General features: G+C 64.1%; 11 protein-coding genes. 2 read left to right on the forward strand and 9 right to left on the reverse strand.

The annotated features are described in order from the left end of the window. The 5 genes from HU767_RS03285 to HU767_RS03305 form a co-directional block, all read right to left on the reverse strand. Positions 1-7,885 (reverse strand): non-ribosomal peptide synthetase (locus HU767_RS03285; RefSeq protein ID WP_186728504.1); only part of this gene is annotated, 7,885 nt, incomplete at its 3' end. Between the two features lie 58 nt (positions 7,886-7,943). Further along, positions 7,944-11,006, reverse strand: coding sequence for an amino acid adenylation domain-containing protein (locus HU767_RS03290; RefSeq protein WP_186728505.1), 3,063 nt, complete (start codon positions 11,004-11,006; stop codon positions 7,944-7,946). Positions 11,007-11,117: 111 nt separating this feature from the next. Further along, complete coding sequence (locus tag HU767_RS03295; protein ID WP_186728506.1) at positions 11,118-12,164, reverse strand: TauD/TfdA family dioxygenase; 1,047 nt, start codon at positions 12,162-12,164, stop codon at positions 11,118-11,120. Between the two features lie 17 nt (positions 12,165-12,181). Continuing rightward, entirely contained in the window at positions 12,182-15,610 is a 3,429-nt protein-coding gene (locus tag HU767_RS03300; RefSeq protein WP_186728507.1) for a condensation domain-containing protein, read from the reverse strand. 7 nt (positions 15,611-15,617) lie between these two features. Beyond that, entirely contained in the window at positions 15,618-16,595 is a 978-nt protein-coding gene (locus tag HU767_RS03305; RefSeq protein ID WP_186728508.1) for a TauD/TfdA family dioxygenase, read from the reverse strand. 247 nt (positions 16,596-16,842) lie between these two features. On the opposite strand from HU767_RS03305, the gene HU767_RS03310 reads away from it, so the two are divergent. Together HU767_RS03310 and HU767_RS03315 are read left to right on the forward strand one after the other, a co-directional pair. After that, positions 16,843-18,903: a TonB-dependent receptor gene (locus HU767_RS03310; protein ID WP_186728509.1), complete on the forward strand. Its 2,061-nt coding sequence runs from the start codon at positions 16,843-16,845 to the stop codon at positions 18,901-18,903. 108 nt (positions 18,904-19,011) lie between these two features. Then, positions 19,012-20,433: a diaminobutyrate--2-oxoglutarate transaminase gene (locus HU767_RS03315; RefSeq protein ID WP_186704830.1), complete on the forward strand. Its 1,422-nt coding sequence runs from the start codon at positions 19,012-19,014 to the stop codon at positions 20,431-20,433. Positions 20,434-20,487: 54 nt separating this feature from the next. Here HU767_RS03315 and HU767_RS03320 read toward each other — a convergent pair whose 3' ends face one another. The 4 genes from HU767_RS03320 to HU767_RS03335 form a co-directional block, all read right to left on the reverse strand. Next, the gene (locus tag HU767_RS03320) at positions 20,488-21,402 is read right to left on the reverse strand and encodes an MBL fold metallo-hydrolase (RefSeq protein ID WP_238349411.1); all 915 of its coding nucleotides are present in this window, start codon (positions 21,400-21,402) and stop codon (positions 20,488-20,490) included. 649 nt (positions 21,403-22,051) lie between these two features. Then, the gene (locus HU767_RS03325; RefSeq protein ID WP_186728511.1) at positions 22,052-22,588 is read right to left on the reverse strand and encodes a toxin-antitoxin system YwqK family antitoxin; all 537 of its coding nucleotides are present in this window, start codon (positions 22,586-22,588) and stop codon (positions 22,052-22,054) included. A 13-nt stretch (positions 22,589-22,601) separates the two neighbouring features. Beyond that, positions 22,602-24,611: a type VI secretion system tip protein TssI/VgrG gene (gene tssI / locus HU767_RS03330; protein WP_186728512.1), complete on the reverse strand. Its 2,010-nt coding sequence runs from the start codon at positions 24,609-24,611 to the stop codon at positions 22,602-22,604. Positions 24,612-24,654: 43 nt separating this feature from the next. Further along, on the reverse strand, positions 24,655-25,323 hold the full coding sequence (locus tag HU767_RS03335) for an endonuclease/exonuclease/phosphatase family protein (RefSeq protein WP_186704834.1): 669 nt from the start codon (positions 25,321-25,323) through the stop codon (positions 24,655-24,657). Positions 25,324-25,325: the final 2 nt, after the last annotated feature.

Here is a 25,325-nt window from a genome sequence, read left to right on the forward strand (position 1 = left end):
GGCCTTCGAACACCAGCGCCGGGGCGTTGGGGCTCAGGGCCGCTTGCTGGCTCAGGGCGGTGTGCAGGTTGCTCGGGCCGCTGTAGTGACGTTCGGTGGCGTTCCACTCGATCAGTTGGCGCTGACGCTCGGCCGCTGGCAACGGCGTCCAATCACCGAGGCGGGTGTGTGGCGCGTCGAGCATGGTTTCCAGCAGTTGTTGCCACTGTTCCAGCCAACGCCGGGCCGTGGTGTCGCTGAACAGCGCGGCGCGGTATTCCAGCAACACCGACAGCACCTCGCCGTCGTGCACTTCCCAGTTCAGGTCGTACTTGGTGGCCTGGGCGGTCACCGCGCGTTCGCTGACTTGCAATTGCGGCCATGGTTGGCTCGATACGTCGGCGTTCTGCATGGCGAACAGCACTTGGAACAGCGGTGTCTGGCCGAGGCTGCGCGACGGTTTCAAATGCTCGACGACCTGGTCGAACGGCACGTCCTGATGCTGTTGGGCATCCAGCACACGGTTGCGCACCTGGTCGAGCAAGCCTGCGAAGTCCAGCGCCGGATCCAGGTCGGCACGCATGACCACGGTGTTGACGAAGCAGCCGATCAGCGGCTGCAGCTCGGCGAATGGACGCTGGGCCACCGGGCTGCCAACCCGCACGTCGCGTTGGTTGGCGTAGCGGCCCAGGAGCAATTGCGCGGCACTGAGCATGAGCATGTACAGCGTGGCGCCGCGTTGCTGGGCGAACTGCCGCAGGCGTTCCACCAGGGCGGGCGGCAATTGCAATTGCACCGCGCCGGCCGTCGGGTCGAGCTGGTTTGGACGGCCCTGTGCGGTCGGCAGGTCCAGCAGGTAGTCGCCGTCCTCCAGTTGGTTGCGCCAGTAGTCCAGTTGGCTGCTGAACGCGGTCTGTTGACCGGGTTCGCGCTGCCAGAGGGCGTAATCGGGGTATTGCAACGCCAGCGCCGGCAGTGTCGCCGGGGTGCCTTGGCACTGGGCGGTGTAGCACTGGCGCAGTTCCTCCAGCAGGTTCTGGCTGGAGGCGTCATCGGTGGCGCAGTGGTGCACGTTGAGCAACAGCAGCGACTGAGCTGCGCCGCTGCGTTGCAATAGCGTGGCACGGACGGGTACTTCGGCGGCGAGATCGAAGCGGCGGCCGGTTTCTGCGTGGATCGCCGCGTCGGTCAGTGCCTGCCATTGCTCGTCACTGGCGGCTTGCAGGGTCTTCACCTGCACGGTGATGTCGACCTGCGCGTCGATCACCAACTGCAATTCGCCGTCGCTATCGCGCACGATGCGGCTGCGCAGGATCTCGTGGCGTTGGACCACGCTGTTCAAGGCCGTTTGCAGGGCCTGGGCATTGAGTTCGCCGTCCAGTTGCACGGCGCTGACCACGTTGTACTCGCCACCACCGGCGCTCAGTTGTTCCAGGAACCACAAGCGTTGCTGTTCGAACGACAGCGGCAGGCGCGCCGGACGAACCGCCGGGACGAAGGTCGCCTCCGGGGCTTGCAGGGGATCGCCCAGCAGCGCGGCCAAGGCCTCGAGGGTCGGGTGCTCGAACACCGCCCGCAACGGCGGCACGCTGGCGAAGCGTTGGCGCAGGCGGGCGAACAGCGCCGCCGCCAGCAGCGAGTGGCCACCGAGGTAGAAGAAGTGGCTGTCACGGCCGATCTGCGACGATGGCACCTTCAGCAACTCGGACCAAAGGTCGGCCAGTTGCTGTTCGGCGGCGCTGCGCGGCGGGTCCAGGGCGTCTGGCGCGGCTTGGATATCCGGGGCCGGCAAGGCCTTGCGGTTGAGTTTGCCGTTGTCCGTCAGCGGCAGCTCATCGAGCACCACGAACGCCGAGGGCACCATGTAGTCGGGCAGGGCGGCGCCAATGGTTTTGCGCCAGGCGTGGATGTCGGCCTGCTGGTCGCATGTCACGTAGGCCACCAGGCGCTTGTCGCCAGGCACGTCTTCACGGGCCAGCACCACGGCCTGGCGCACGCCCGGTTGGGCGCCGATCAGGGTTTCGATTTCCCCCAGTTCGACGCGGAAGCCACGGATCTTCACTTGATGATCCATGCGCCCCAGGTATTCGAGCTGGCCGTCGGGCAACCAGCGCACCAGGTCGCCGGACTTGTACATCCGCGCGCCTGGCTGCGACGCGAACGGGTCTTCGATGAACACCTTCGCCGTCTGCTCGGCGCGGTTGAGGTAGCCCAGGGTCACGCCGGCACCGCCGATGTGCAGTTCCCCCGGGACGCCAACCGGCATCGGATTGAGGAAGGCATCGAGCACATAGGTGCGCACGTTGGCGATGGGCCGGCCGATGATCGGCCGCTGCGGGAAGTCATCCACCGCGCAGCCGGTGGCATCCACGGTGCATTCGGTCGGGCCATAGGTGTTGAAGAAGCGGCTGCCGGCAATCGACGGCAGGCGTTGCCACAGCTGCGCGTCCACCGCGTCGCCACCGAACAGCACGAAGCGCGGCAGGTACACCTCGCCCCGGCGAACGCCGTCGCTTTCCAACAGCGCCTTGAGCTGTGCCGGGGTGCACTCGAAGGCCTCCAGGCGGGTGTCGCGGAAGAAACCGGCCAGGGCCTCGGGGTCGTAGCGCACGTCTTCCGGGGTCAGGTACAGGCTGTGGCCGTCAAGCAACAGGATCAGTTCGGCCACCGAGCTGTCGAAGGCGAACGAGTAGTTGAAGCTGGTGCGCATCGGCTGGTCGGTGTAGCGGCGATACAAGCCATGGATACGCGCCCAGGCCAGGTTGACCACCGAGCCGTTGGTCACCAGGGTGCCCTTGGGCTTACCGGTCGAACCGGAGGTGTACATGATGTAGGCCAGGTCTTGCGGGCCGGCGAGCGGGGTGGGGTTGCTGTCCGGCTGGTCGGCGAACAGCGCCGCGTCGCTGTCCAGGCGCAAGCGTGGCAGTTCGGCCCCCAGCTGTTCCAGCAGGCCCTGCTGGCCGAGGAACAGTGCCGGTCGGGCGTCTTCGAGCATGTACGCCAGGCGATCCACCGGGTAGGTCGGGTCCAGCGGCACATAGGCGCCACCGGACTTGAGGATGCCCAGCAGGCCGACCAGCAGCTCCAGCGAACGCTCGACACACAGTGCCACCGGGCTGTTCGCCCCGACGCCGCGGCTGCGCAGGTAATGCGCCACTTGGTTGGCGCGACGGTTCAATTCGCCGTAGCTCAGGCTGCGGCCTTCGAAACACAGCGCGTCTCGCTCCGGGGTGCGCTCGGCCTGTTGTTCGAACAACTGGGCGAAGGTCAGGTGCGTCGGCACCGCCATCTCGGTACGGTTCCACTCGACCACGGTGCGTTGCCACTCCGCGTCCATCAGCAGCGGCAAGGCGGCGACCGGGCGCTGGGGCTCGGCGAGCATGTGTTCGAGCAGGTGTTCCAGGCGGGCGAGGGTCTGGCGAGCACTGTCTACGACGAACAGATCGAGGGCGAACATCAGTTCCAGCTGGATCGGCGCATTGGCCGGGCACAGCACGTGCAGGTCCAAGTCGCATTCGGAGTGTCGCAGCGGTGTGTCCAGCGCTTCGAATTCCAGGCCGGGGAAGCGCAACCGCGACTCCATGGCCAGTTGCTGGGCGACCATCACTTGGTACAGCGGCGCATGGCTGAGGCTGCGTGGCAATTGCAGGCTGTCCACCAATTGCTCGAACGGCAGGTCCTGATGCTGAAGGCCACTGCGCAGGCGTTCGGCCACTTGTTTGACCAGGACAGTGAAGTCCGCTTGCGGCTCGAAGTCCGCGCGGATCGCCAGGTTGTTCAACAGAATGCCCAGCAGGCCTTCGGTGCCCGGCTGTTCACGGTGGGTGACCGGGGTGCCGACCAGCACCGTGGCGTCGCCGCTCAAGCGGTGCATCAACACGGCGAAACCGGCGAAGAGGACGGTGAACGGCGTGGTGCCGAGGCGACTGGCGAAGGCTTGCACCCGGGCGCTGAGGTCGGCGCTGAGTTGACGCTGGACAATTCCGGCACGGTAGCTTTGCACCGACGGCCGGGGATGATCGGTGGGCAAGGCCAGCAGTGGACTGGCATCGCTGTCACGGCGGTCGAGGGTGGTGGTCCAGTAATCGAGCTGGCGCTTGAGTTCGGCGCCTTGCAGGTGCTCGCGCTGCCACAGGGCGAAGTCGGCGTATTGCAGCGGCAGGGCCGGCAGTTCGGCGGGGGCGCCGTTGCAACGGGCTTCATAACCCAGGGCCAGTTCGCGCAGGGCGATGGTGGCCGACCAGGCGTCCGAGACCAGGTGATGCAGGGCGATGCCGAGTACGTGCTCGCCCGGCGCGAGGCGCAGCAAGCGCGCCCGCAGCAACGGTGGGCAGGTCAGGTCGAACGGTTGCTCGAAGGTGTTTTGCAGGGCATTGAACTGCGCGCCTTCGCGCGCAGTGGCGGTCAGGCCCGACAAGTCTTCGAAGGGCAGTGCGATGTCGAGCGCCGGGCTGATGCGTTGGCACGGTACGCCGTCGTTGCTGTGGATGCCGGTGCGCAGGATTTCGTGGCGCGCCAGCAGATCGTTGAGGCTGGCATGCAGCGCCTCGACATTGAGTTCACCCTTGAGGTGCAGGGCGAACGGGATGTTGAACAGCGTGGTGCCTGGCGTCAGTTGCTCGATGAACCACAGACGCTGTTGCGAGAACGATAGCGGCAGCAACGGCGGGCGTGGTTGGGCCTTGAGCAGGCTCAGCGCGTTGGTTTGCGGTGCGGCGGCCTCGGCCTGGCGGGCGCCGATGGCCTCGGCCAGCAAGGCCACGGTTGGCTGTTCGAACAACACCCGCAACGGCAGGTCGAGCTTGAACTGAGTGCGCAGGCGGGCAACGATCTGGGTCGCCAGCAGCGAGTGTCCGCCGAGGGTGAAGAAGTTGTCTTCCACACCAACGGTGTCACGCCCCAGGACCTCGGCCCAGATGGAGGCCACGGTGGTTTCCAGCGCATTGCGCGGGGCGATGCTTTCCTGGGTGTCGGCCTGCCAGTCCAGCTCACGGGCGGCCAGGGCCTTGCGGTCGACCTTGCCGTTATTGTTCAGGGGCAGTTTGTCCAGGCAGACGAAGGCCGCCGGCACCATGTACGGCGGCAGTTGCGCTCGCAAGTGTTCGCTCAGGCCATCACTGCCCACGTTCTGGTCATGGGCCGACCAGTACGCCACCAGCCAGGCTTCGCCGACGGTGTTTTCCCGCAGCAGGACGGCGGCTTCGCGCACGTTCGGGTGCTGGGCGAGACGGTGTTCGATTTCCGTCAGCTCGATCCGGTGCCCACGCAGTTTCACCTGTTGGTCGCGGCGGCCGAGGTACTCGATCACGCCGTCTGCTCGCCAGCGTCCCAGGTCGCCGGTGCGGTACAGGCGACCTTCGAGTCGAGGATGGTTGATGAAGGCCTCAGCGGTGCGCTGCGGGTCGTGCAGGTAGCCGCGGCCAACGCCGACGCCACCGACACAGATTTCCCCGGCCACGCCCACCGGCACCGGGCGCAGGGCTTCGTCCAGCACATACAGGCGGTTGTTGGCGGTCGGTTGGCCGATGGGCATGTGGCTGACCTCGGCCCCCGGTGCGGCGAAGATCGGCTGAAAGGCCACGTCGTCGGCGCATTCGGCCGGCCCGTAGGCGTTCATCAAGGCGATGTCGGGGAAGCGCGCGAACCAGTCCCGGGCCACGGTTGGTGGCAGGGCTTCACCGGTGGGCAGGACCCAGCGCAGGTCCGGCAATTGCAGGTCGCACGGGCACAGCGCGAGCAGGGTACGCATCAGGCTCGGGACGATTTCCAGCACGTTCAAGCGCTCGCTGGCGAGCACCTGCAACAGGCGTTGCGGGTCGTGGGCGACTTCATCCGGAAGAATGTGCACGGTGGCACCGAGCACCGGCGCGGCGAGGAACTGCCACACCGAAATGTCGAACGCCACCGACGCGGTCTGGGGAATCCGGTCGGCAGCGCTGAGCCCCAGGGCCGGTACCTTGCCGAAGATGTTGTTGAGCATGCCGCGTTGTTCGATCATCACGCCCTTCGGTGTGCCGGTCGAACCCGAGGTAAACAGCACGTAGGCCAGGCTGTCGGGGCGGGCGAGCACCGGCAATGGCGCGTCGTTGCCGCCGGTCCAGCTGGCCTCGGCGAACAGCGCCTTGGGCGCCGGGTCGAGGCCGCTGAGCAGTTGATCGAGCAGGCCGCTGCACCCTTCGCTGGCAACCAGCAATGGCGCGCGGGACAGCCCGAGGATCTCCCGCAGGCGCTCGGGCGGGTGATTGACCTCCAGGGGCAGCATCGCCGCGCCGGCCTTGAACACCGCCAGCATCATGGTCAACAGCGCCAGGCCACGGGGGGCGACCAGCGCGACCAGTTGGTCTTCACCGGCGCCGGCTTCGCGCAGCGCATGGGCCAGGCGCGTGGAGCGCAGGTCCAGCTCGGCGTAGGTCAGCGACTCGCCGGCACAGATCGCGGCGACCTGATCACCGCGCTGGGCGACCTGGGCGGCAAACAGCTCGGCGTAGCTTTGATCCAGCGGAAAATCGTGAGGGTTGAGCGCCCACTCGCCGAGCAACTGTTGACGCTCGTCGGCGGCCAGCAGTTCGAAGCTGGCCAACGGCGCGTCGGGGGCGGCGAGCATGCTGCGCACGAGGCCGGCGATGTGGCCTAGCAGGCGCTGCACGGTGGCGGCATCGAAACGTTCGCGGTCATAGGACACGCGGATGCCCAGTTGTTCGCCCGGCAGGATCACCACGGTCAAGCCGTAGTGGGTGTGTACGCTGTGGTCCATGCCTTCGAGGCTGAACTGGAAGCCGCCTTCGAGGATCTGTTCGTCGATGGGCGCGTTCTCGAACACCAGGATGCTGTCGAACAGGGTCTCGCCCCGGGGGAAATCGCTCCAACCCTGGATGTCGGTCAACGGCGTGTGCTCGAAGTCGCGCATGTCGACGTTGAGCTTTTGCAGGTCACCCAGCCAGTTGCCGAGCGCGGCGTTCGGGTCCACCGAAACCCGCAACGGCAAGGTATTGATGAACAGGCCGATCATTTCCGCGACGCCAGTCAGGTCGGCCGGACGCCCGGCCACGGTGACGCCGAAGACCACGTCCTGTTGCCCGCTGTAGCGCGACAGCAGCAACGACCACACACCCTGGAAAAACGTGTTCGGGGTGATCCGGCGACTGCGGCAGAACGCTGCCAGCGCCTGGGTTTCCTGTTCGTCGAGGTGAATCAGTTGGTCGTCCACCAGCACCGCATCGGTGTAGCGGTCGCGGGTCACGCCGTTGTCCACGGTCAGTGGCGTGGGCGCGTTGAGGCCTTGCAACTGGCCGCGCCAGAATTGCTCGGCCTTGCCCGCGTCCTGGCGCTGCAGCCATTGGATGTAGTCGCGAAACGGCCGAGGGCTTTTCAGCTCGGGCGTGCGGTCGTTACACAGCGCTTCGTAGACTTTGAGGAAGTCCACGGTCACCAGGGAAATGCACCAGGCGTCCATCAGGATGTGGTGGAAGCTGCGAATGAATTCGTAGGACTCGTCGGCCAGGCGCACCAGCCGGAAGCGAATCAGCGGTGGCTTGGACAGGTTGAAGCCGACTTTCTGCTCGTCTTCCAGCAGCGTGCGGATCCGCGCTTCCTGTTCATGGGGGGCGAGCCCGCGCAGGTCGAGGGTGTCCAGCGGCACCTTGACTTGGCGATGGATGACCTGCACTGGTTGCTTCTGGCTTTTCCACTGGAAACTGGCGCGCAGGGAAGGGTGCAGCGCCACCACCTGGCGCCACGATTCGAGGAACGCCCCTTCATCGATGGCCCCGCCGATGCGGTAGCGATCCTGCATCAGGTACACCCCGGAGTCTTCGTGCAACAGGGAGTGGAACAGCATCCCTTGTTGCAGCGGCGACAGCGGGTAAATGTCTTCGATCGGGTTGCCGGTGGTTTTTTCGGTGGTCATTGAAAGCGTCCTGCGTAAAAAGGGGCAACGGTGATGGCGTGGCGAGGTGAAGAGCCGTTCACAGGTCGGCCTCGTCCAGTTCGGCCATCAACGCTTGCATTTCGTCATCGGACAGGCCCGAGGCGCTGAATTCGGTGCTGTCGGCGTCCGGCTCGGCGGCGCTCGGGTCCAGCACTTGCGCGACCTCGGCCATGGCGGCGATGGTCTGGCGTTCGAAAACTTGCTTGGCCGACAGCGCGATGCCTTGCTCGTGGGCTTGGGCCACCACTTGCAGGCTCAGGATCGAGTCGCCGCCGATGGCGAAGAAGTTGTCGGTGACGCTCACCGTCGAGACCTTCAAGACCTTGGCGACGATGGCTTGCAAAGTGGTTTCCATGGCGTTGCGCGGCGCCACGTGGGCGCTTTCGTCGAACTGCTCGGGGTCGGGCAACTGGCGGGTGTCGAGCTTGCCGTTGGGCGTGCGCGGAAAGCTCGGCAGGGTCAGCACCAGGGCCGGCACCATGTACGACGGCAGGCGTTCGCCGAGGAAGCGCTTGATCGCCTCCGAGTCCGGTGCGTAGCCGTGGGCGGCGAGGATGTAGGCGAGCAGGCGCTTGCCAGCGGCCTGTTCCTGGACGATCACCGCGGCTTCGCGCACGTCGCTGTGGCTGCACAACTGGCGTTCGATTTCCCCCAGCTCGATGCGGTAGCCGCGCACCTTGACTTGATGGTCCTTGCGCCCGAGGAAGGCCAGGCGCCCGTCGGCCAACCAGCACGCCAAGTCACCCGTGCGATAGGCTCGGGTGCCGTCGGCCAGGGTGACGAAGGCCTTGGCGGTTTCTTCGGGCTTGTTGCGATAGCCGCGGGCCAGGGTTGGGCCGGCGAGGACAATTTCACCCGGCTCGCCAATGCCGCAGGCGCTGTCGAATTCGTTCAGCAGGCGCAGGTCCATGCCGGCGATGGGGCGGCCGATGCTGACGTTCCGGCCTGGCTCCAATACCTCATAGGTGGCCCAGACGGTGGCTTCGGTGGGGCCGTATTCGTTCACCAGCCGTGCGTGGGGCAGGGTCTTGCTGTGTTGCGCGATCAGCGACGGCGGGCAAGCCTCACCGGCGACGATCCAGCAGGCGAGGCTGTCGGTTGCGCCGCTGCGTTGCAATTGATCGAGCAGGGCTTGATACAGCGACGGCAACGACAGGCCGTGGCTGACCTGATGCTGGGCAATCAATTGCGCCAGGCGGGCCATCTCCAGCTCTTCACCCGGGGCGGGCAATACCAGGCGTCCGCCTTGGGCCAGGGTCCAGAAAATCCCGGCGACCGAACTGTCGAAGGCAAACGACGACAGCAGCAGGTAGGCGCGTACCGGCGTCTCATAGGCCGCCATGCGCACCTGGGTCGAGAAGCTCAGTGCGCCGTGACTGATTTCCACGGCTTTCGGCGCACCGGTGGAGCCGGAGGTGTAGATCAAGTAGGCGAGGTCGTTCGCGTCCGGCAACGGCAGCGCCGGCAAATTGCCGAGGTCGGGTGTTGCCAGGTCATCCAGCACGAAGCGTTGCAGGTCGGTCGGCACGCTGTCGGCCAGTTCGGCGCTGACCACGATGTGGGTGATGGCGCTGTCGGCGAGCATGTAGGCGCGGCGTTCGGCCGGGTAGGTCGGGTCGACGGGGACGTAGGCGCCACCGGCTTTCAGGACGGCGAGCATGGCGACAATGGCGGGGTTGCCGCGGGCGAACAGGATGCCGACCGGCACCCCAGGGCCGATGCCGGCGGCGACCAGTCGATGGGCCAATTGCGTGGCGCAGGCGTCGAGGCGGCTGTAGCTGAGGTCACCGTGCTGGTCGCTCAGGGCGATGGCGTTCGGTTGCTGGCGAGCCTGGCGAGCAATCAATTCCACCAGCGTCACCGGTTCGATGGACGGCACGTCCGCGCCGGTGCCGATCAACCGCGATTGCAGCGCACCACCGAGGGGCAACTGCGCCCAGGCCCGTTGCGGTTCGGCCAGTGCGCCTTGCAACAGTTGCAGCCATTGCTCGGCGAGGCAGCCGGCGGCTTCGGCGCTGAGGGCATGGCGGTCGTAGACCAGTTGCGCGTGCAGGCTATCGGGCAATTGGCGCACGTTCAGGCACGCTTTCAGCGGGTTCATCACCGCGCTGGCATGACGCTCCTGGGCATCGCCCGAGCGCCAGGCAAAGGCGTATCCGCCGTTGAGGGTGCCGGTGTAGTAGTCCTGCCAGCCAACCGCCCGTTCCAGGGTGACAGCCACTTGCGTGCTTTGCTCCAGCAGGGTCGCCTGGGCGTCCAGTTCGATGCTCACGGGCAGGCACTGCTCGAACAGGCCCAGGGTGCTTTCCAGTTCCGCACCGCGGCTTTCATGGATCAGGATGAGCGGTACCTGTTGCTGGCCGGCCAATCGTCCCAGCACCGCTGCCCATGCCGCCAGCAGCAGATCCGAGGTCAGGGCTGGGTGGCGAGCGAGGTCGGTCGCCAGTGTCAGGTCCAATCGGGTCGGCGCGAACCCGCCATCGATGGCCACTTCGAGCGGCAGCTGCAAGGTGGTCTGTTCGGTTTCGCCCGAGGGTTGCCAGAAGCTCACGCCCGGATGGTCCGGCGCGTCTTCGACCAGGCTCCAGCGCCATTCGGCGTAGTCGGCGTACTGCAGGGTCTCGGACAGGTCGGTGGCGGTGTCTTGCAGCAATGCGGCGGCCAGCCATTTCAGGCTGGCGAGGTCGAAGTGGCTGCTGGCCGCGGCCAGGTCCAGGACCGTTTGTTCATCGTCCAGGCGCGCCAGGGTCACGTGCAAAGGGATTGTCCAGTCGCGAGGCTGGCTGGCGAATTGGGCCAGGGCGGCGTCCTGGTCGGCGCGGCTGTGTTGACGCAGGTCCTGGAGGGTCACCGCCAGTGCAGCGGTTTCGTCGATCACCTGCACCGGATGGCGCAGGCCAGGCACGGGCATCAGGCGTGTGCGCAGGATTTCACTGCCGGCCACCAACGCCTGCAGGCGGTTGTTCAGCGTATCGATGTCCAACGCTTGCGACAGCGACCATTGCAAATGGCAACTGAACGGGTGCTGCGTCGCGCCGTTGAGGTGGGGATAGACCGATGCCTGTTGCGGGGAAATACGAAAACCTTGAAGTCCGCTCATGTTCATCTCGACTGGAAAAGGGCTTGAGCCTGGATCACCGCACAGACGCCGGGGCTTGCTGGACATAGGTCGGGCAAGCCTCCTGCGAACGGCGGGTGGACCCGTTGAATGTCAGACGGCAACGTCGCTCGACAGCAGGGCTTCAGCCATGCCGGTCATGATGGCGCGCTTGCCAGTGAAGGGTTCGCGACCGTGCACGGCGAGCATGTTGTCGATGAACAACACGTCCCCCTGTTGCCAACTGAACCGCACCAGTGAGTCGAGGTAGGCCGCGCGTAGCGACTCCAGGACCTCTGGCTCGATCGGTTCGCCATCGCCATAAAAGGTGTTGGTGGGCAGGTCGAGGTCGTTGAAGTTGCTTTGCAGCGAATCGCGGATTCGCCCGGGCAAGGTGCTGATGTGGAAGAACGTGGCGTGGTTGAACCAGACTTCTTCGCCGGTGCGCGGGTGGCGCACCACGGCGGGTCCGCGTTGGCGGGTGCGCAGGCGATTGTTGTCTTTCCATTCCACGTCGATGCCGACGCTGGCGCAGTAGGCTTCCACTTCGCCGCGGTCTTCGGACTGGAACACGGTCTGCCATGGCAGGCCGAAACCGTCGCCGTAGTTGCGCACGTACAGCACGCCTTTTTCCCGGAACCGCGCTTCGATCTGCGGGCTGATCCTGGCCTTCACGGCACGGGTCGAACCAATGGGTGTTTCGCCACCGGTCTCGGACGGCACTTGGCAGTAGAAGAACAGCCGCAACGGGAAGCGTGGTGAGTAGGAGTGCTCGTTGTGGGGGAAAATCATCTGGTCGGCCGGGTAGTCGGTCGAGGTGTAGATGTTGCCGCCGACCCGTGTCCGGGGCGAGGCGCGGAACATGTATTCCAGCGCGCCGGGGGAGAGCGCGGCGATCACCTGGTCGAACTGCTCGACGGACGCGACGTTGAAACCACGGAACAGCAGGGCGCCGTACTGCAGCAGCTTCTTTTCCAGCGACTCGCGTTCCCGGGCGGCCCAGGCCACCAGGTCGACGCCACTGACTGCGGGCTCGATCACCAGGGGCAGGGCGTGATCGGGGCTGAGCAGGCGCTCGGTGACCAATTGTTGTTCCGAGACGTTCATGGCTTTGCGACGCACGGCGCCAAGGGCGCGGGGCGATGGGGGCACGATAGACATAACAGCATCCGACTCGGTTAAAGGGACAAGGAGCGACGTTTGGCTTGCATCATCTGGCTGCGACCGGCCAGCGCCTGGGAGTGTTGCCGCTCACGGGCAAAGGCCTGGTCCCAGCTGTCGATGCGCTCGGCCAGCGCCGGCAACGGCTCGTCCAGCAGGCTGGGGAGTTGCTCCAGCAGGCACGTCCACAGGTGTTGCAGGCGCAGGGCACGGCCTTGGTCGAAGTATTCGCCGCGATACTTGAGCGTCGCGGCGAGACCTTCATTGCCGTGCACCAGGTCGAGCACCAGGTGGAAATCCCCCGGTGCCTGGGCCACGTCCAGCGCGGACAGCTGCGCGCCGGCGATGGTGGTCGGGGTCACCCGTGACGGTTGATAGTTGAGCTTGACCTGGAACAGCGGCGAGTGACCGGGCCGGCGCTGCGGCGCGAGGGCCGAGACCACCAGGTCGAACGGCAGGCCTTGATGGGCGTAGGCCAGGCGCGCTTCATCGCGAGCCCGCTCGAGGAACCCGCCCAGGGTCGCTTCGCCACGCAGGTCACAGCGCAGGGTCAACTGGTTGACGAAGAAACCGATGACGTCGTTGTGCTCAGCCAGTGGCCGGCCGCTGACGTCGGTGCCCAGCAAGAATTGCGCTTGGCCACCCAGTTGCTTGAGCACCAGTTGGTAACTGGCGAGCAGCAGCATGAACAAGGTCATGCCTTGTTCCCGGGCCAGCGTTGCCAAATGCTCGCAGCGGGCCTGGGGCACGTTGAAGTCCAGGCTGTGTTCGCCAGGGGCCTGGCCGTTGCCGCCCAGCTCCAAGGTCTGGGGCATGCCGGCCAGGTGTTCGCGCCAGAAGTCCTGCTCGCTGGCGATCCGCTGTTCGCTCCAGTGCCGGGCTTCCCACTGGGCGAAATCGAGGTATTGCCCCGGGAGCGCGGCGTCTGTCGAGCCTGCCAGTTCCGCCAGCAGCACTTGCGCCGAACGTCCGTCGAAGGCGATGTGGTGCAGGGTCAGCAGCAGGTCATGCTGTTGCTCATGTCGGCTGAGCAACTGTGCCCGCAGCAGCGGGCCGGCTTGCAGATCGACAGGGGTGGCGTGTTCATGGGCCAGGCGCTCGCTCAGCGTCTGTTGTTGCTGCGCTTCATTCTGTTCGCGTAAGTCGTGATGGACCAGCGCGACCGCCGTGGCCGGCAATACCTGTTGTTGTGGGCCCTCGACACCGTCGCGGTACACCGTGCGCAACACGCCGTGCCGCGCCACCAGCGCGTTCAAGCGCAGGGCCAGCGCCTCGATGTCCAGTGGACCTTGCAGGCGCAGGTGCAGCACCAGGTTGTGGCGGGTGTCGTCCGGGTTCAGTTGGCGCAGGAACCACAGGCGACGCTGGGCGAAGGATTGATGCCCCTGGCTGAGGTTAGCCCGCGCGGTCGAAGCCTCGGCCGTCGGCGCCGGTTCATTCAGAAAGTTTTGCAGGGCCAGCGCCCATTGCCCCAGGGTGGTTTGCCCAAACAAGTCCTGGGTGTCGAGGTTCCAGCCCAGGTCCTTGTGCAGGCGCGCGGCGAAGTCGGCCACGCCGATGGAGTCCAGGCCTTGGCCGATCAGGCTGAGGTCGAAGTCGGCGGAAAAATACGGATTGACCGCGTGCAGCGTCTGCTCCAGCCATCGGCGGCAGGCGGCCTGGGCCTGTTGCGGCGTTTCGCTCGCCAGGTGCTTGAGCTGGGCAAGGTCCAGGACCTCGCCATTCGAAGCCAGCGTTGCACCGCTCTGGGCGATGATGCTCAACGTGCCCGCGGCCAGTTGCTTGCGCGCGCCTTGACGGGCGATCTTGCCGCTGGTGGTCATCGGGATGGTGCCGGCTTGCACCAGCACGATTTGGTCGATGCCGCAGTCGGCGGCTTCACGCACGGCGTTTTGCATCGACGCGAACAGCGCCGGGTGGTGCGCCGGGTCGACGAACTTGCGTTGCGGCTCGGCGACGATCACCAACTTCTCGCGGCCCAACGCCGGGTCCATTTCCGAGAAGGCGGCAATGCGTCCGGTGCGGATGCCCGGCTCGGCATCGGTAATGGCGAATTCGATGTCGTGGGGGTAGAGGTTGCGCCCATTGAGAATCAGCAGGTCCTTGAGCCGTCCGCAGATCACGACCTGGCCTTCGTGCATGAAACCCAGGTCGCCGGAGCGCAGGTAATGCTCCGACGAACCGACAATTTGGGCTTCAAAGGCTTCGCGAGTGGCCTCGGGATTCTTCCAGTAGGATTCGGCGTTGCTCGGCCCCCTGAGCCAGACTTCGCCGATGCGATCGGCGGCGCATTGCTCGAAGGTGTGCGGGTCGACGATGGCGATGCTGTGCAAGGCTTGCGGGTAACCGCAGGCGACGAATTCCACGGCGGCGGCATCGGCCGCCGCCAGTGCTACGCGACCGCTCTCCAGCACGGCTTTGTCCAGGCGCAGCACCACCGGCAGCGCGTCGGCCGGCGTGGCGCTGACGCACAGGGTGGCTTCGGCCTGGCCATAACCGGGGCTGATGGCCAACGGGTTGAGACCACAGGCGGCAAAACGTTGGGCGAAAGCCTCCAGGGTGCCGGGGTGGATCGGTTCGGCGCCGTTGATGGCGTGTTTCCAGGCGCTCAGGTCGAGTTGCGCGATCAGGTTGTCGCTGACCACGCGGTTGCACAGGGCATAGGCGAAGTTGGGGGCGAAACTGGCGGTGGCGCGGTAGCGACTCAACGCCTGCAGCCAGGTCGACGGTGCATTGACGAAGGTCTGGGACGCCATCAGGTAGCACGGCATGCCGCTGTAGAGCGGGGCCAGCATCCCGCCGATCAGGCCCATGTCGTGGTACAGCGGCAGCCAGTTGACCATGGCGCCGTGTTCGTCGAAATCGTAGGCCTGGCGCATCAGCTCGACGTTGGCGATCAGGTTGCGCTGACGCACTTCGACGCCTTTCGGCGAGCCGGTGGAGCCCGAGGTGTATTGCAGGAAGGCCACGGTCGAACCGTCGATGGTCGGGCGTTGCCATTGGCTGGCCGGTGGCGTGTTCAGGTTTTGGACGGTCAGGACATCGACGCGTCCCTCCACCAGTTCCAGCAAGCCTTCGCAATACTCCGCCGGGGCGAGAATCAGCGCCGGCTCGGCATCCACCACCACGTTACGGACGCGGTCGAGGTGACGCGGTTTGCGCGACGGCGGTGGAAACAACGGCACGGCAATCAGCCCTGCATAGAGGCAGGCACAGAAGGCGCGGGCGTAGTCGAGGCTGCTGGGCAGCATCAACAGCACGCGATCACCCGGGGCATAGCGCGTTTGCAGCGCGGCCGCCAGGGAACGGGATTGTTCGTGCAGTTGGGCAAAGGTCAGGGTTTCGCCGATCTCTACGCCGTCAGGCAGAAAATGCAGGGCGGCACGCTGAGGGAAGTGCTGGGCGTTGGTTTCCAGCACGTCGATCCAGTGTTCGAAAGAAAACATGTGCAATTCACGCCATGGCCACGATGACTTTGCGGTCACCGGTGAAAGGATTGCGACCGTGTGCCACCAGTCGGTTGTCGAGCATCAGGATATCGCCGGGCTGCCAGGGAAAACTGACGGCAGTCTCGCGGTAGACCTCGCGCACGGTGTCGAGCAGGTCGTCGGCAATCGGCGAGCCGTCGCCGAAATAGACATGGCGCGGCAGGTTCTCTTCACCCACCGCCGCCAGCAGGCTGGCGCGTACGCTCGGTTCGATGGCCGAGACATGGAACAGGTGCGCCTGGTTGAACCAGACCCATTCGCCGGTCTCGGGATGCTGTTGCACGGCGGCGCAACGCTGGCGGGTGCGCAGGTCGCCATCGGCTTTCCATTCCCACTCGATGTCGTTGTCCTGGCAGTAGCGTTCGACTTGGGCACGGTCCTGGGTGTTGAAGACTTTTTCCCAAGGCAGGTCGAGGGCGCCGCTGTAGTTGCGGACATAAAGCAGCTCGCGGCTGGCGAACAGCTCGCGGATCTCGGCAGGCATGCGCTGGTAGATCAGGCGGCTGTCGGCAATCGGGGTCTCGCCGCCGGTTTCACTGGCCTTGATGCAGTGGAACCAGATGCGTGAAGGCCAGGGGCGGGTGTAGGCCTGTTCGTTGTGCAAGGGAATGAATTGATGGGCCGGGTATTCGGTGGAGCTATAGACCCCGGCGAAGACTTTGCTGCGCGGCGTGGAACCGAATTCGTAACTGGCCAGCGGCGCGCCGAAGCTGGCGGCGAAGCGCTTGAAGTCGATGGGGGTGGCAACGGTGAAACCGCGAAACAACACGCCGCCAACGGTGGTCAGGACCTGGGCCACGCGGTCGCGAATCGAGGCGTCCAGGTCGTGGATCGACTGTCCCGGTACCCCTTGCACCAGCACGGGTAGCGATTGGGCGCTTGCATCCGTGGGCGCCATTGAAAAAAACTCGGAACGCCCGTTCAGGTGTTCGATTGAGGTCATCCTTGTGCATCCTCTTATAGCGTCTTCGACCAGTCACAAGACCATGAAAGCAGGGCAGCGGTCAGTGTTGTAGGACTCGTCTGTAATGTATGTAAGGCAATACAAGACGACATACTAGGTACAAATGAGAGGGATTATCAATACTATTTATTTAATTTTTTTTTTGGATTAGACTCCGCTCCGCTGGCGCCACACAGCCTTCGGCCAGCTCAAAAAACCAAAAATATCTGTCGCAGGGGAGTGGGGCGTGAATTTCAAAAAGAACACAATTGCGTTGGCTGTAGGGTCGGCCATTGGTCTGAGCAACGGCGCTTGGGCGGCGGAAGAAGCCGCCAAGATGGAGATCGCTCCCATCACCGTAACCGGTGAAAAGATCGACCGCAGCCTCGAAAAAACCCAGTCCAGCGTCGTGGTCGTCACCGACAAGAACCTGCGTGAGCACGGCGACAAGGACCTGGTGGATGTGTTTGCCCGTACGCCCGGCGTCTATAGCCAGGCCGGCAACGAGAACTGGGGTATCCGTGGCGTGCCGGTGTCCGGTTTCGACGACCAGGGCCCGGCGACCCTCAACGGTGCGGTATCGGTGTATGTCGACGGCGCGGTGCAACCGAACCGCGCGCTGACCTTAAGCCCGGTCCCGCTCTGGGATGCCGAGCAGGTCGAGGTTTTCCTTGGCCCGCAATCCACCACCCAAGGCCGTAACTCCCTGGCCGGCGCGGTGGTGATCCGCACCAAGAACCCAACCTTCGAACCGAGCTTCTCGGCCCAGACCAACGTGGGCAACTACGGTGAGCACGGCGCGGCCGTGGCCGGTGGCGGGGCCATCGTCGATGACAAGATCGCCGGGCGTATCGCCGTGGATTATGGCGAAGGTGACGGCTACATCCGCAACACCGCGCTCAATGAAGACGCCAACCCGCGTCGCACCAGCAACGTGCGCGGCAAATTGCTGATCCTGCCCAATGACGACACCGATGTCCTGCTGACCTACGCCCACAGCGAACACCGCCAGGGCGACCGTTCGACCATGCGCGTCAATGGCAAGCCGAGCTATTACGACATCTCGTCCAACACCGAGGCTTTCGACAACCTCAAGCAGGACACCCTCAGCGCCAAGGTGGATTATCGTCTGAACGATGCCTGGTCGTTGACGAGCATGACCGCCAATACCAGTACGGACTACAGCAACCGTCTGGACTTTGACCAAAATGCGGTGGACAACGAGGTCGTTCTGCGTAAGCAAGACGGTAACCTGTTCAGTCAGGAGCTGCGCCTGAACTACGCTTCGGACACGGTGAAGAGTTTCGTCGGTGCCTACTATGGGCGTAACACCAACAATTTCCACGATCGGTTGTTGTTCGATAACGCGCTGTTCGGCACGGTCAAGGGCGATACCACGATCGAGAACAAGGCCGTGTTCGGTGAAGTCAACTGGACGTTCGCACCGCGCTGGACCTTGATCACCGGCCTGCGTTATGACCATGAGACGAACGACACCGACGTCAAGCAGGATGATTTTTCCGAGCCGGCCAAAGTCAATAAGTCGTTTGATGCCGTACTGCCGAAGCTCGGCATTGACTATGAGCTGGCCACGGACCAATACCTCGGTTTCATGGTGCAGAAAGGTTATCGCGGTGGCGGCGTCAACCTGCGCTCTGGTAGCGGCCACCAGGCCTACGACCCGGAATACACCACCAACTACGAGCTGTCCTACCGTGGGTCGTTCTTCGACAAGACCCTGCGTACCCGCGCCAACCTGTACTACACCGACTGGAAAGACCAGCAGGTCAGTGTGCGGCAGGCCGGTAGCTCCGTCATCGATGTCTTCAACGCTGGTCGCAGTGACATCAAGGGTCTGGAGGTCTTCGTCGAGAAAGATATCTCCGAACAACTGACCTTGAACGTCGGTGGTGCCGTTACCGATAGCAAATACAAGGACTTCGTCACGGGTAGTGGCCAGGACATGAGCGGCGAGTCGTTCCTTTCCGCGCCCAAATACAAGGTGTCGGTGGGCGGCGTCTATCGCTTCGACGACCGTCTGATATTCGGTACGGATGTTGTCTACCAGAGCACCGCACCGTCGGAATATGAATTCGATGCCAACGGCAAAGTCACCGGCGAGCGCCGCAGCGACAACTACGTGCTCGTGAACTTCAACACCGAATACAAAGTCACCAAGAACGTCGCGGTCTCCGCCTACGTGAAAAACGCGTTCGACAAGGAATACGTCACCAACAACCGCAGCGACGACATCATCGATGTTGGTGCACCGCGCACGGTGGGTATGGTCCTGCGCTACGACATGTAAACCCATGGGCGCGGGGAGGCAATCTCCCCGCGCCTGTCCTGCAACGTTTCGGATGTTTGTTTCCAGGCTGTTCGTTCCCTTCCAAACCCAGCCTCCATGGAGGAAATCATGAGTGCTTTTTCGAATGTCACAGCAGGTGGCGCGCAACAGCTACGCCTGTTGCACACCGGTCTGTCGAGTCCCTACTGCCTCGATTCGACGCCGCTGCTGGAGCGTCAGCAACAGCAGGAATCCAACGCTCGCAGTTACCCGCGACGCATTCCCCTGGTGCTTGAAAGGGCCCATGGCATTTATGTGCAGGACAGCCGGGGGCAAGTGTTCGTCGATTGCCTGGCCGGTGCCGGGACCCTAGCGCTGGGGCACAACCATCCGGTGATCGTCGAAGCCATCACCCAGGTCATGGCGGCCGGTGTGCCGATGCATACCCTGGACCTCATGACACCGGTGAAGGACGCATTCGTCCAAGAGATTTTCGCTTGCCTGCCCAGCGAGTTCGCTCGACACGCACGCATTCAGTTCTGCGGCCCGAGTGGGGCCGATGCGGTCGAGGCCGCGCTCAAGTTGACCCGTACCGCCACGGGGCGGCATTCCGTCCTGGCGTTCGAAGGGGCTTATCACGGGATGACCCTGGGCACGCTGGCCATCAGCGGCAACCTGTCGCCCAAGAATGCCCTCGGTGCGTTGATGCCCGGGGTACAGCGCCTGCCGTTCCCTCATGATTATCGTTGCCCGTTCGGGGTGGCCGGCGATCAAGCGGTCACGTTGAACGTTCGCTACCTCGAGCACTTGCTCAACGACCCGGAGAGTGGGGTGACCGCACCCGCGGCGATGATCCTGGAACCGATCCAGGGCGAGGGTGGGGTGATCGCCGCGCCGGATCGCTGGCTGCAGGAACTGCGCCGGTTGACCCAGGCCCACGGCATTCCGCTGATCGTCGACGAGATCCAGTGCGGCATTGCCCGCAGCGGGCGGATGTTCGGCTTCGAGCAATCGGGGATCACGCCGGATGTCATCACCCTGTCCAAAGCCATCGGTGGCGGGCTGCCGCTGTCGGTGATGGTTTACCACGAGTCGCTGGACGTCTGGCAGCCGGGTGCTCACGCGGGCACGTTCCGTGGCAATCAGTTGGCAATGGCGGCGGGTACCGCGACCTTGCGTTTCATTCGTGATCAAGGCTTGGTCCAGCACGCTGAAACGATGGGCGCTCACCTGCAAAAACACTTGCAGGCACTGCAAAGTGAGTTCGCCTGGATCGGCGATGTGCGTGGGCGCGGCCTGATGCTCGGCATGGAAATCGTCGACCCGCAAGGTACTCCAGACGTACAGGGTCATCCGCCGGTGGACACGGCCCGGGCCAAGGCTTTCCAGCAGGCGTGCCTGAAGCACGGATTGATCGTCGAGCTGGGCGGCCGTCACGGCGCGACCGTGCGCTTGCTGCCGCCGTTGATCATCACCGAGCAGGAAATCGATTTTGTGGCGCAAATCCTGTTCCAGGCTGCAAGCACGATCAACGAGCGTCCCGCCGGCTGATCCTCTGGTTCGGGCCAGCGTCCGGTTTGGACGCTGGCTCGGACCGACATGTACTCAATAGTCCCAGAAGGCCGCTACCCAGCGAAAGGCGTCACCGTTGACCGCCACCCGGCCAACGGAGGGGAACGGCAGGTGAGTAGCGACCAGCAGCTCGCCGGATGCCGCCGCTTCTTGCATGAGGCGGACCCGAACACGGACCGATTCTTCTGGGTCATGTTCAAAACCGTTCTGCCAATCGGGATGGTCGAAGGCGACCGGGAACAAGGCATCGCCGGCGAACGTCAAGCGCTCCTCGCCGGACGTTACGTGGACCACGCTGTGCCCTGGGGTATGGCCGCCGGTGCGCTTGACCACCACGCCCGGGGCGACCTCGTAGGTTTCCTCGAAGGTGCGCAGTTTGTCGTGGTAGTCGTTCATGAATTGCGCGGCGGTGGCGCGCAGTACGTCCGGTACCGGCGAGGGCATGGAGGTGAGGGTGAAATCCGGCTCGGCCCAGAACGCCACCTCGGTCGCGGCCACGTGGATCCGCAGGTCTGGACGCAGCCGGCTCTTCACCTCATCGACCAGCAGCCCGCCAATGTGGTCCATGTGCATGTGGGTAATCACCACGTCGGTCACCGACCCCAGGTCGATACCGGCGGCGGCCAGGCGCTTGGGAAACTGCCCGGCGCGCGGGAAGCCGGGGAATTGGCCGCCGAGCCCGGCATCGACGAGAATAGTCTGCTCGCCGCTGCGCACCACCAGCACGTTCAACGCCCAATCGAAGGCGTCCGGGCCCAGGAACATTTCCTTGAACCAGGCCGCGCGGGCGGCTGGATCGGCATTGGTGGACATCGTCGAGGTCGGCAGCGGCAGTACCCCATCGCTGACCACCAGCACGTCGATCTCGCCAATCTTCAGGGCGTAGCGCGAAGGGACCAACTCCTCGTACGAGGTCACGTGCAAGCTCATGGTTGAATCCGGATGCATTCCATCCTGGGCGGCAGGGGCGTTCAAATGCGTGGTCATGGTCGTTCTCCGATGGCTTGGGTCAAGGCTTGGGCGAGCACCGCCTCTCTCGGCATGAGAAAGGGGTGTCGCTGGAGAATGAGTCTGCATCCCGTCGAACCGCGCTCGATACCATACGTGGGTATGTTGCGCAGGCGCTTTAGCGTGATTGACCCCAGCAAAAGGTATGGGCATTCAGTGAGCCGGGGTGAGGGCGGCACAGGCGCTATGGATGCAAACTGACCCGCCACCATCGCGAGCAAGCTCGCTCCCACAGGGGATCTGTAGTGTTCATGAATGTTGCATTCAGCTCAGGGCCAAAGGGTCTGGATGTGTTCATGAGCTTTGCATTCACCACAGGACCCTTGTGGGAGCGAGCTTGCTCGCGATGGCGATCGCCCATTCACCACAGGCCGCTCAGCCCTAACGCTTGCACTCCAAGCCAACCCAATTCCCTGTGGCGAGGGAGCTTGCTCCCGCTGGCCTGCGAAGCGGGCCCTCAGTCTGTCTACAGCACCGCATTGGTTGGTTTACGACTGCTGCGCAGCCGAGCGGGAGCAAGCTCCCTCGCCACGGGGGCAGCGTTGTCTGGGCTGGCGCCATCGCGAGCAAGCTCGCTCCCACAGCAGGCTTATGCGGGGTCGTTCCAGCGCTTGAACCACCAGCGCAGCCGGGAGATGGGTTTGCCCTCGGCGTCCAGGGGCCGGCCGTCGTCGGCGTAGGCCTGGGCCGGTTCCAGCAGTTGGCCGTTGAGGTAGCAGGCTTCGACCGCCAGATTGCCGTTGGGGTGCAGGCGGCGATAGCGGCCATCGCGCACGCCGTCGCGATAGACCTCCGCTTCAGCCAGTTGCCCGTCGGGGAAGTAGTTGTTCGCCTCACCGTGCAACAACCCGCGGCGATACGTGGCCTGGCGTTGCAAGCCGCCTTCGGCTGCGTAAAAGCTCGCCACGCCCTGCAACTTCCCCTTTACGAACGGCAAGACCGCCGAGACCTTGCCGTTAGGGTGATACAGGGTGCTGGTGCCTTGCAGTTCACCTTGGCTGTAGTTGAGTTTCGCTTGCGGGCGTTGGGCTTCTTCGATGTGCAGCGGGCCGTCGAGCCGGCCATCGACCAGTTGCCCGTCCAGCCGGCTGTCGCCGCGTTCCAGGTCCAGTCTTTTCGTGGTCATCGTTGCGTTCCCATCAGTTGACCTTCACCAGGCCACCCTTGATGGTCAGCATGCCGCCGCCGTCCACGGTCTGTTCGGCTGCCGCTTTGTTCACCAGGCTGATGCCAGCGTCGTTGGTGAGGGTGGTGCCAGCCTTGTTCTCCAATGACGTCCCGGCCTGGTTGCTCAGGGCCGTGCCGGCTTTCTGGCTGATGGAGGTGCTGGCCTCGGCCGCCAGGTCTGCGCCGCTCTTGATGGCGAAGCTGCCGCCGCTTTGCAAGGTCAGGGTGCCGCTGACCTTGATGGTCAGGTTGCCGTCCACGGTCAGGCTGTAGTTGCCGGTGACCTTCTGGTCGTAGTTGCCACCGGTGCTGTGGGTCTGGTCCGAGCCCACGGTGACGGTGCGGGTGTCCTTCACGTCGAGGCTGTCGCTGCCGGTCTGGATGGTCACGCTGCGCTTGCCCTTCTCCAGGGTGACGGTTTCGTCGCCGTCCTTCACCGTGCGGGTGCGGGCGTTCTGCACCGTGAGGGTCTCGTCGTGGCCGACGGTGGCAGTGGTGTCGTTGAGCACGTTGATGTTGAAGTCTTTCTGAGCCTGGAGAAACACCTCTTCGGCGTCCTTCTTGTCTTCGAAGCGCAGCTCGTTGAAACCGCCGCCGCCCTTGGACGAGTTGGTCTTGATCCCGGATTGGGTCTGGTTCGCCGGCAGCGCATAGGGCAGGGCATTGTCGCCGTTGTACACGCAACCGGTGACCAGGGGCCGATCCGGGTCGCCGTCGATGAAGGTCACGATGACTTCCTGGCCGATGCGCGGCACGAACTGCATGCCGAAGCCCTTGCCGCTCCAGGGCAAGACCACACGCACCCAGCAGGAGGAGGTCTCGTCGTTCTTGCCGGTGCGGTCCCAGGGGAACTGCAACTTGATCCGGCCGTATTCATCGGTCCAGATTTCTTCGCCGGCCTTGCCCACCACCACGGCCGTCTGGGTGTGCATGCACGGTTTTGGCGTGATGCGGGCCGGTCGATAAACCGTGGCCTTGGGGATCGCTTCGAAGCGGTTGCGATAGCTATCGTGGCTGGCTTCATGGCTGACCGACGTCACCACCCAATCGATATTCAACGTCGTGTCTTCATGGCCGGCGAGGGTGAACCAATACCCCGGCACCAGCCAGCGGCAATCGCTTTCGCCAACGAAACGTTTCTCCTGGCTGCGCAGCCCGTCCACCCGCTGTTTGGTCAGCGCATCGCCCTGGGCCTTGGCGGTGTAGCCGCCCGGATGTTCGTACATCGAACTTGGCCCGGCCACGGCTTCGGCCTGGCTGAAGAGCGAGGTGGTCGGCGTGGTGAACTCATAATCGGTGGCCTGGTACACCCCGGCCACCGCTTGCAGGCACACCTGCCCTGAACGGATGCCGTGCAGTTCCCGCTCACCCATTTTTTGCCCGAGATAGTTCACCGTCGGCCCATTGGGGATGGGCGCGAAGGCGTCGTTGCTGTCGGCCAGAACCAGCGTGTGCTTGCCGTCTTCATGGCTGAAGAACCAGAAAATCCCGTCTTCCTCCATCAGGCGTGAGACGAAGACCAGGTCGGTTTCGCCGTACTGCACGCAGTATTCGCGAGGGGTGTAGCTACCGGTGAGCTTGAGTTGGAAATCGGTGAAGCCGTGGGCCTTGAAAATCGTCGTGACGATGTCCGACGTGGCGAGGTTCTGGAACACTCGGTTGTTGCTGGCCAGGCTCAGCCACCAAAGCCATGGCCGGAGCAAAAGTTGATAGCGCTCGGCGGTAGCATCGGCCGGTAGTTGGCGAATCTCGGCCACCAGCCAATCCAGCGGGCGCAGCAAGGCGTCCTTGTGCAGCGTCGTGGTGACATGGCTGGCGACGGCCGTGGTGAGGTCCAGCGAGGCGCCGTCGTTGATGCCGGTGAGGATATGCGAGCCCAAGGCATTGAGGCGTTCTTCGCCGGACAGTGCCTCAGGGTACAGCGCCGACAGCGAGCTGGCACTGAGGGAAAGGGTGGTGTTGCTGTCGGTGGAGCGGGGCATCAAGCGTCCTCGGCAGGGCGTGAAAAACGGCGACCGTTGTCGTTCAGCTCGTCACATCGAAAAGGATGGGGCGATGATCGGGGCCGGACATATCGAACACATGGGCAAGTCCGGAGATGTCGACCGGCACGACCTTCACGTCCACCGATGCCAGCACCCAGTCGAGAATGCCGCCCTTGCTCTGGGTCTGCTGGCCGTTCCAGCACTCATAGGCAAGCCCCGCCGTATCGAGCTGCCCTACGTTTTGATAATCCAGGTTCAGGTCACCTGTCGCGACCCATTTCCCGCCCAGGGCTGTGCAGGATTTCAGTTGGCTCTTGGTCACGCCGTTCTGGCCAGACTTGAAGTGCGCAAGGAACACGTAGCCGGTATAGCCCTTCACACCGTTGGCCTCCACCGCAATCAGGTCCCTGTTCAGGGTAAACAGACTGCCTTGGCTGATCACTTGCAATTGCTCAAAGCTTTTGACCATGACGATGTAGGCGTTCGAGTAGCCGCCCGTAAACGCATAGACACTGTAATTCTTATAGATGGCCGCCAGGTTCGAGCGGTAGTTGTCGATTTGTGCCGAATGTATTTCACACAAGAACACGATGTCCGCATCCCAGTAGTTACTGGAGCAGCAGTTGTAGAGAAAGATGTCTACTTGGGTTTGCTTTTCCAGGGTGGAAGACTTGCCGTTTTTTTCAACGTTGAAGCTACCGATTCGCATGA

This window comes from Pseudomonas sp. SWRI179 (assembly GCF_014268705.1).
In the GTDB taxonomy this organism is placed as follows: domain Bacteria; phylum Pseudomonadota; class Gammaproteobacteria; order Pseudomonadales; family Pseudomonadaceae; genus Aquipseudomonas; species Aquipseudomonas zanjanensis.

Coding starts and splice junctions, on each gene's coding strand:
- HU767_RS03290 (WP_186728505.1), bottom strand. CDS start 11,006: ATGAGCGGACTTCAAGGTTTTCGTATTTCCCCGCAACAGGCATCGGTC.
- HU767_RS03295 (WP_186728506.1), bottom strand. CDS start 12,164: ATGTCTATCGTGCCCCCATCGCCCCGCGCCCTTGGCGCCGTGCGTCGC.
- HU767_RS03300 (WP_186728507.1), bottom strand. CDS start 15,610: ATGTTTTCTTTCGAACACTGGATCGACGTGCTGGAAACCAACGCCCAG.
- HU767_RS03305 (WP_186728508.1), bottom strand. CDS start 16,595: ATGACCTCAATCGAACACCTGAACGGGCGTTCCGAGTTTTTTTCAATG.
- HU767_RS03315 (WP_186704830.1), top strand. CDS start 19,012: ATGAGTGCTTTTTCGAATGTCACAGCAGGTGGCGCGCAACAGCTACGC.
- HU767_RS03320 (WP_238349411.1), bottom strand. CDS start 21,402: ATGCATCCGGATTCAACCATGAGCTTGCACGTGACCTCGTACGAGGAG.
- HU767_RS03325 (WP_186728511.1), bottom strand. CDS start 22,588: ATGACCACGAAAAGACTGGACCTGGAACGCGGCGACAGCCGGCTGGAC.
- tssI (WP_186728512.1), bottom strand. CDS start 24,611: ATGCCCCGCTCCACCGACAGCAACACCACCCTTTCCCTCAGTGCCAGC.
- HU767_RS03335 (WP_186704834.1), bottom strand. CDS start 25,323: ATGCGAATCGGTAGCTTCAACGTTGAAAAAAACGGCAAGTCTTCCACC.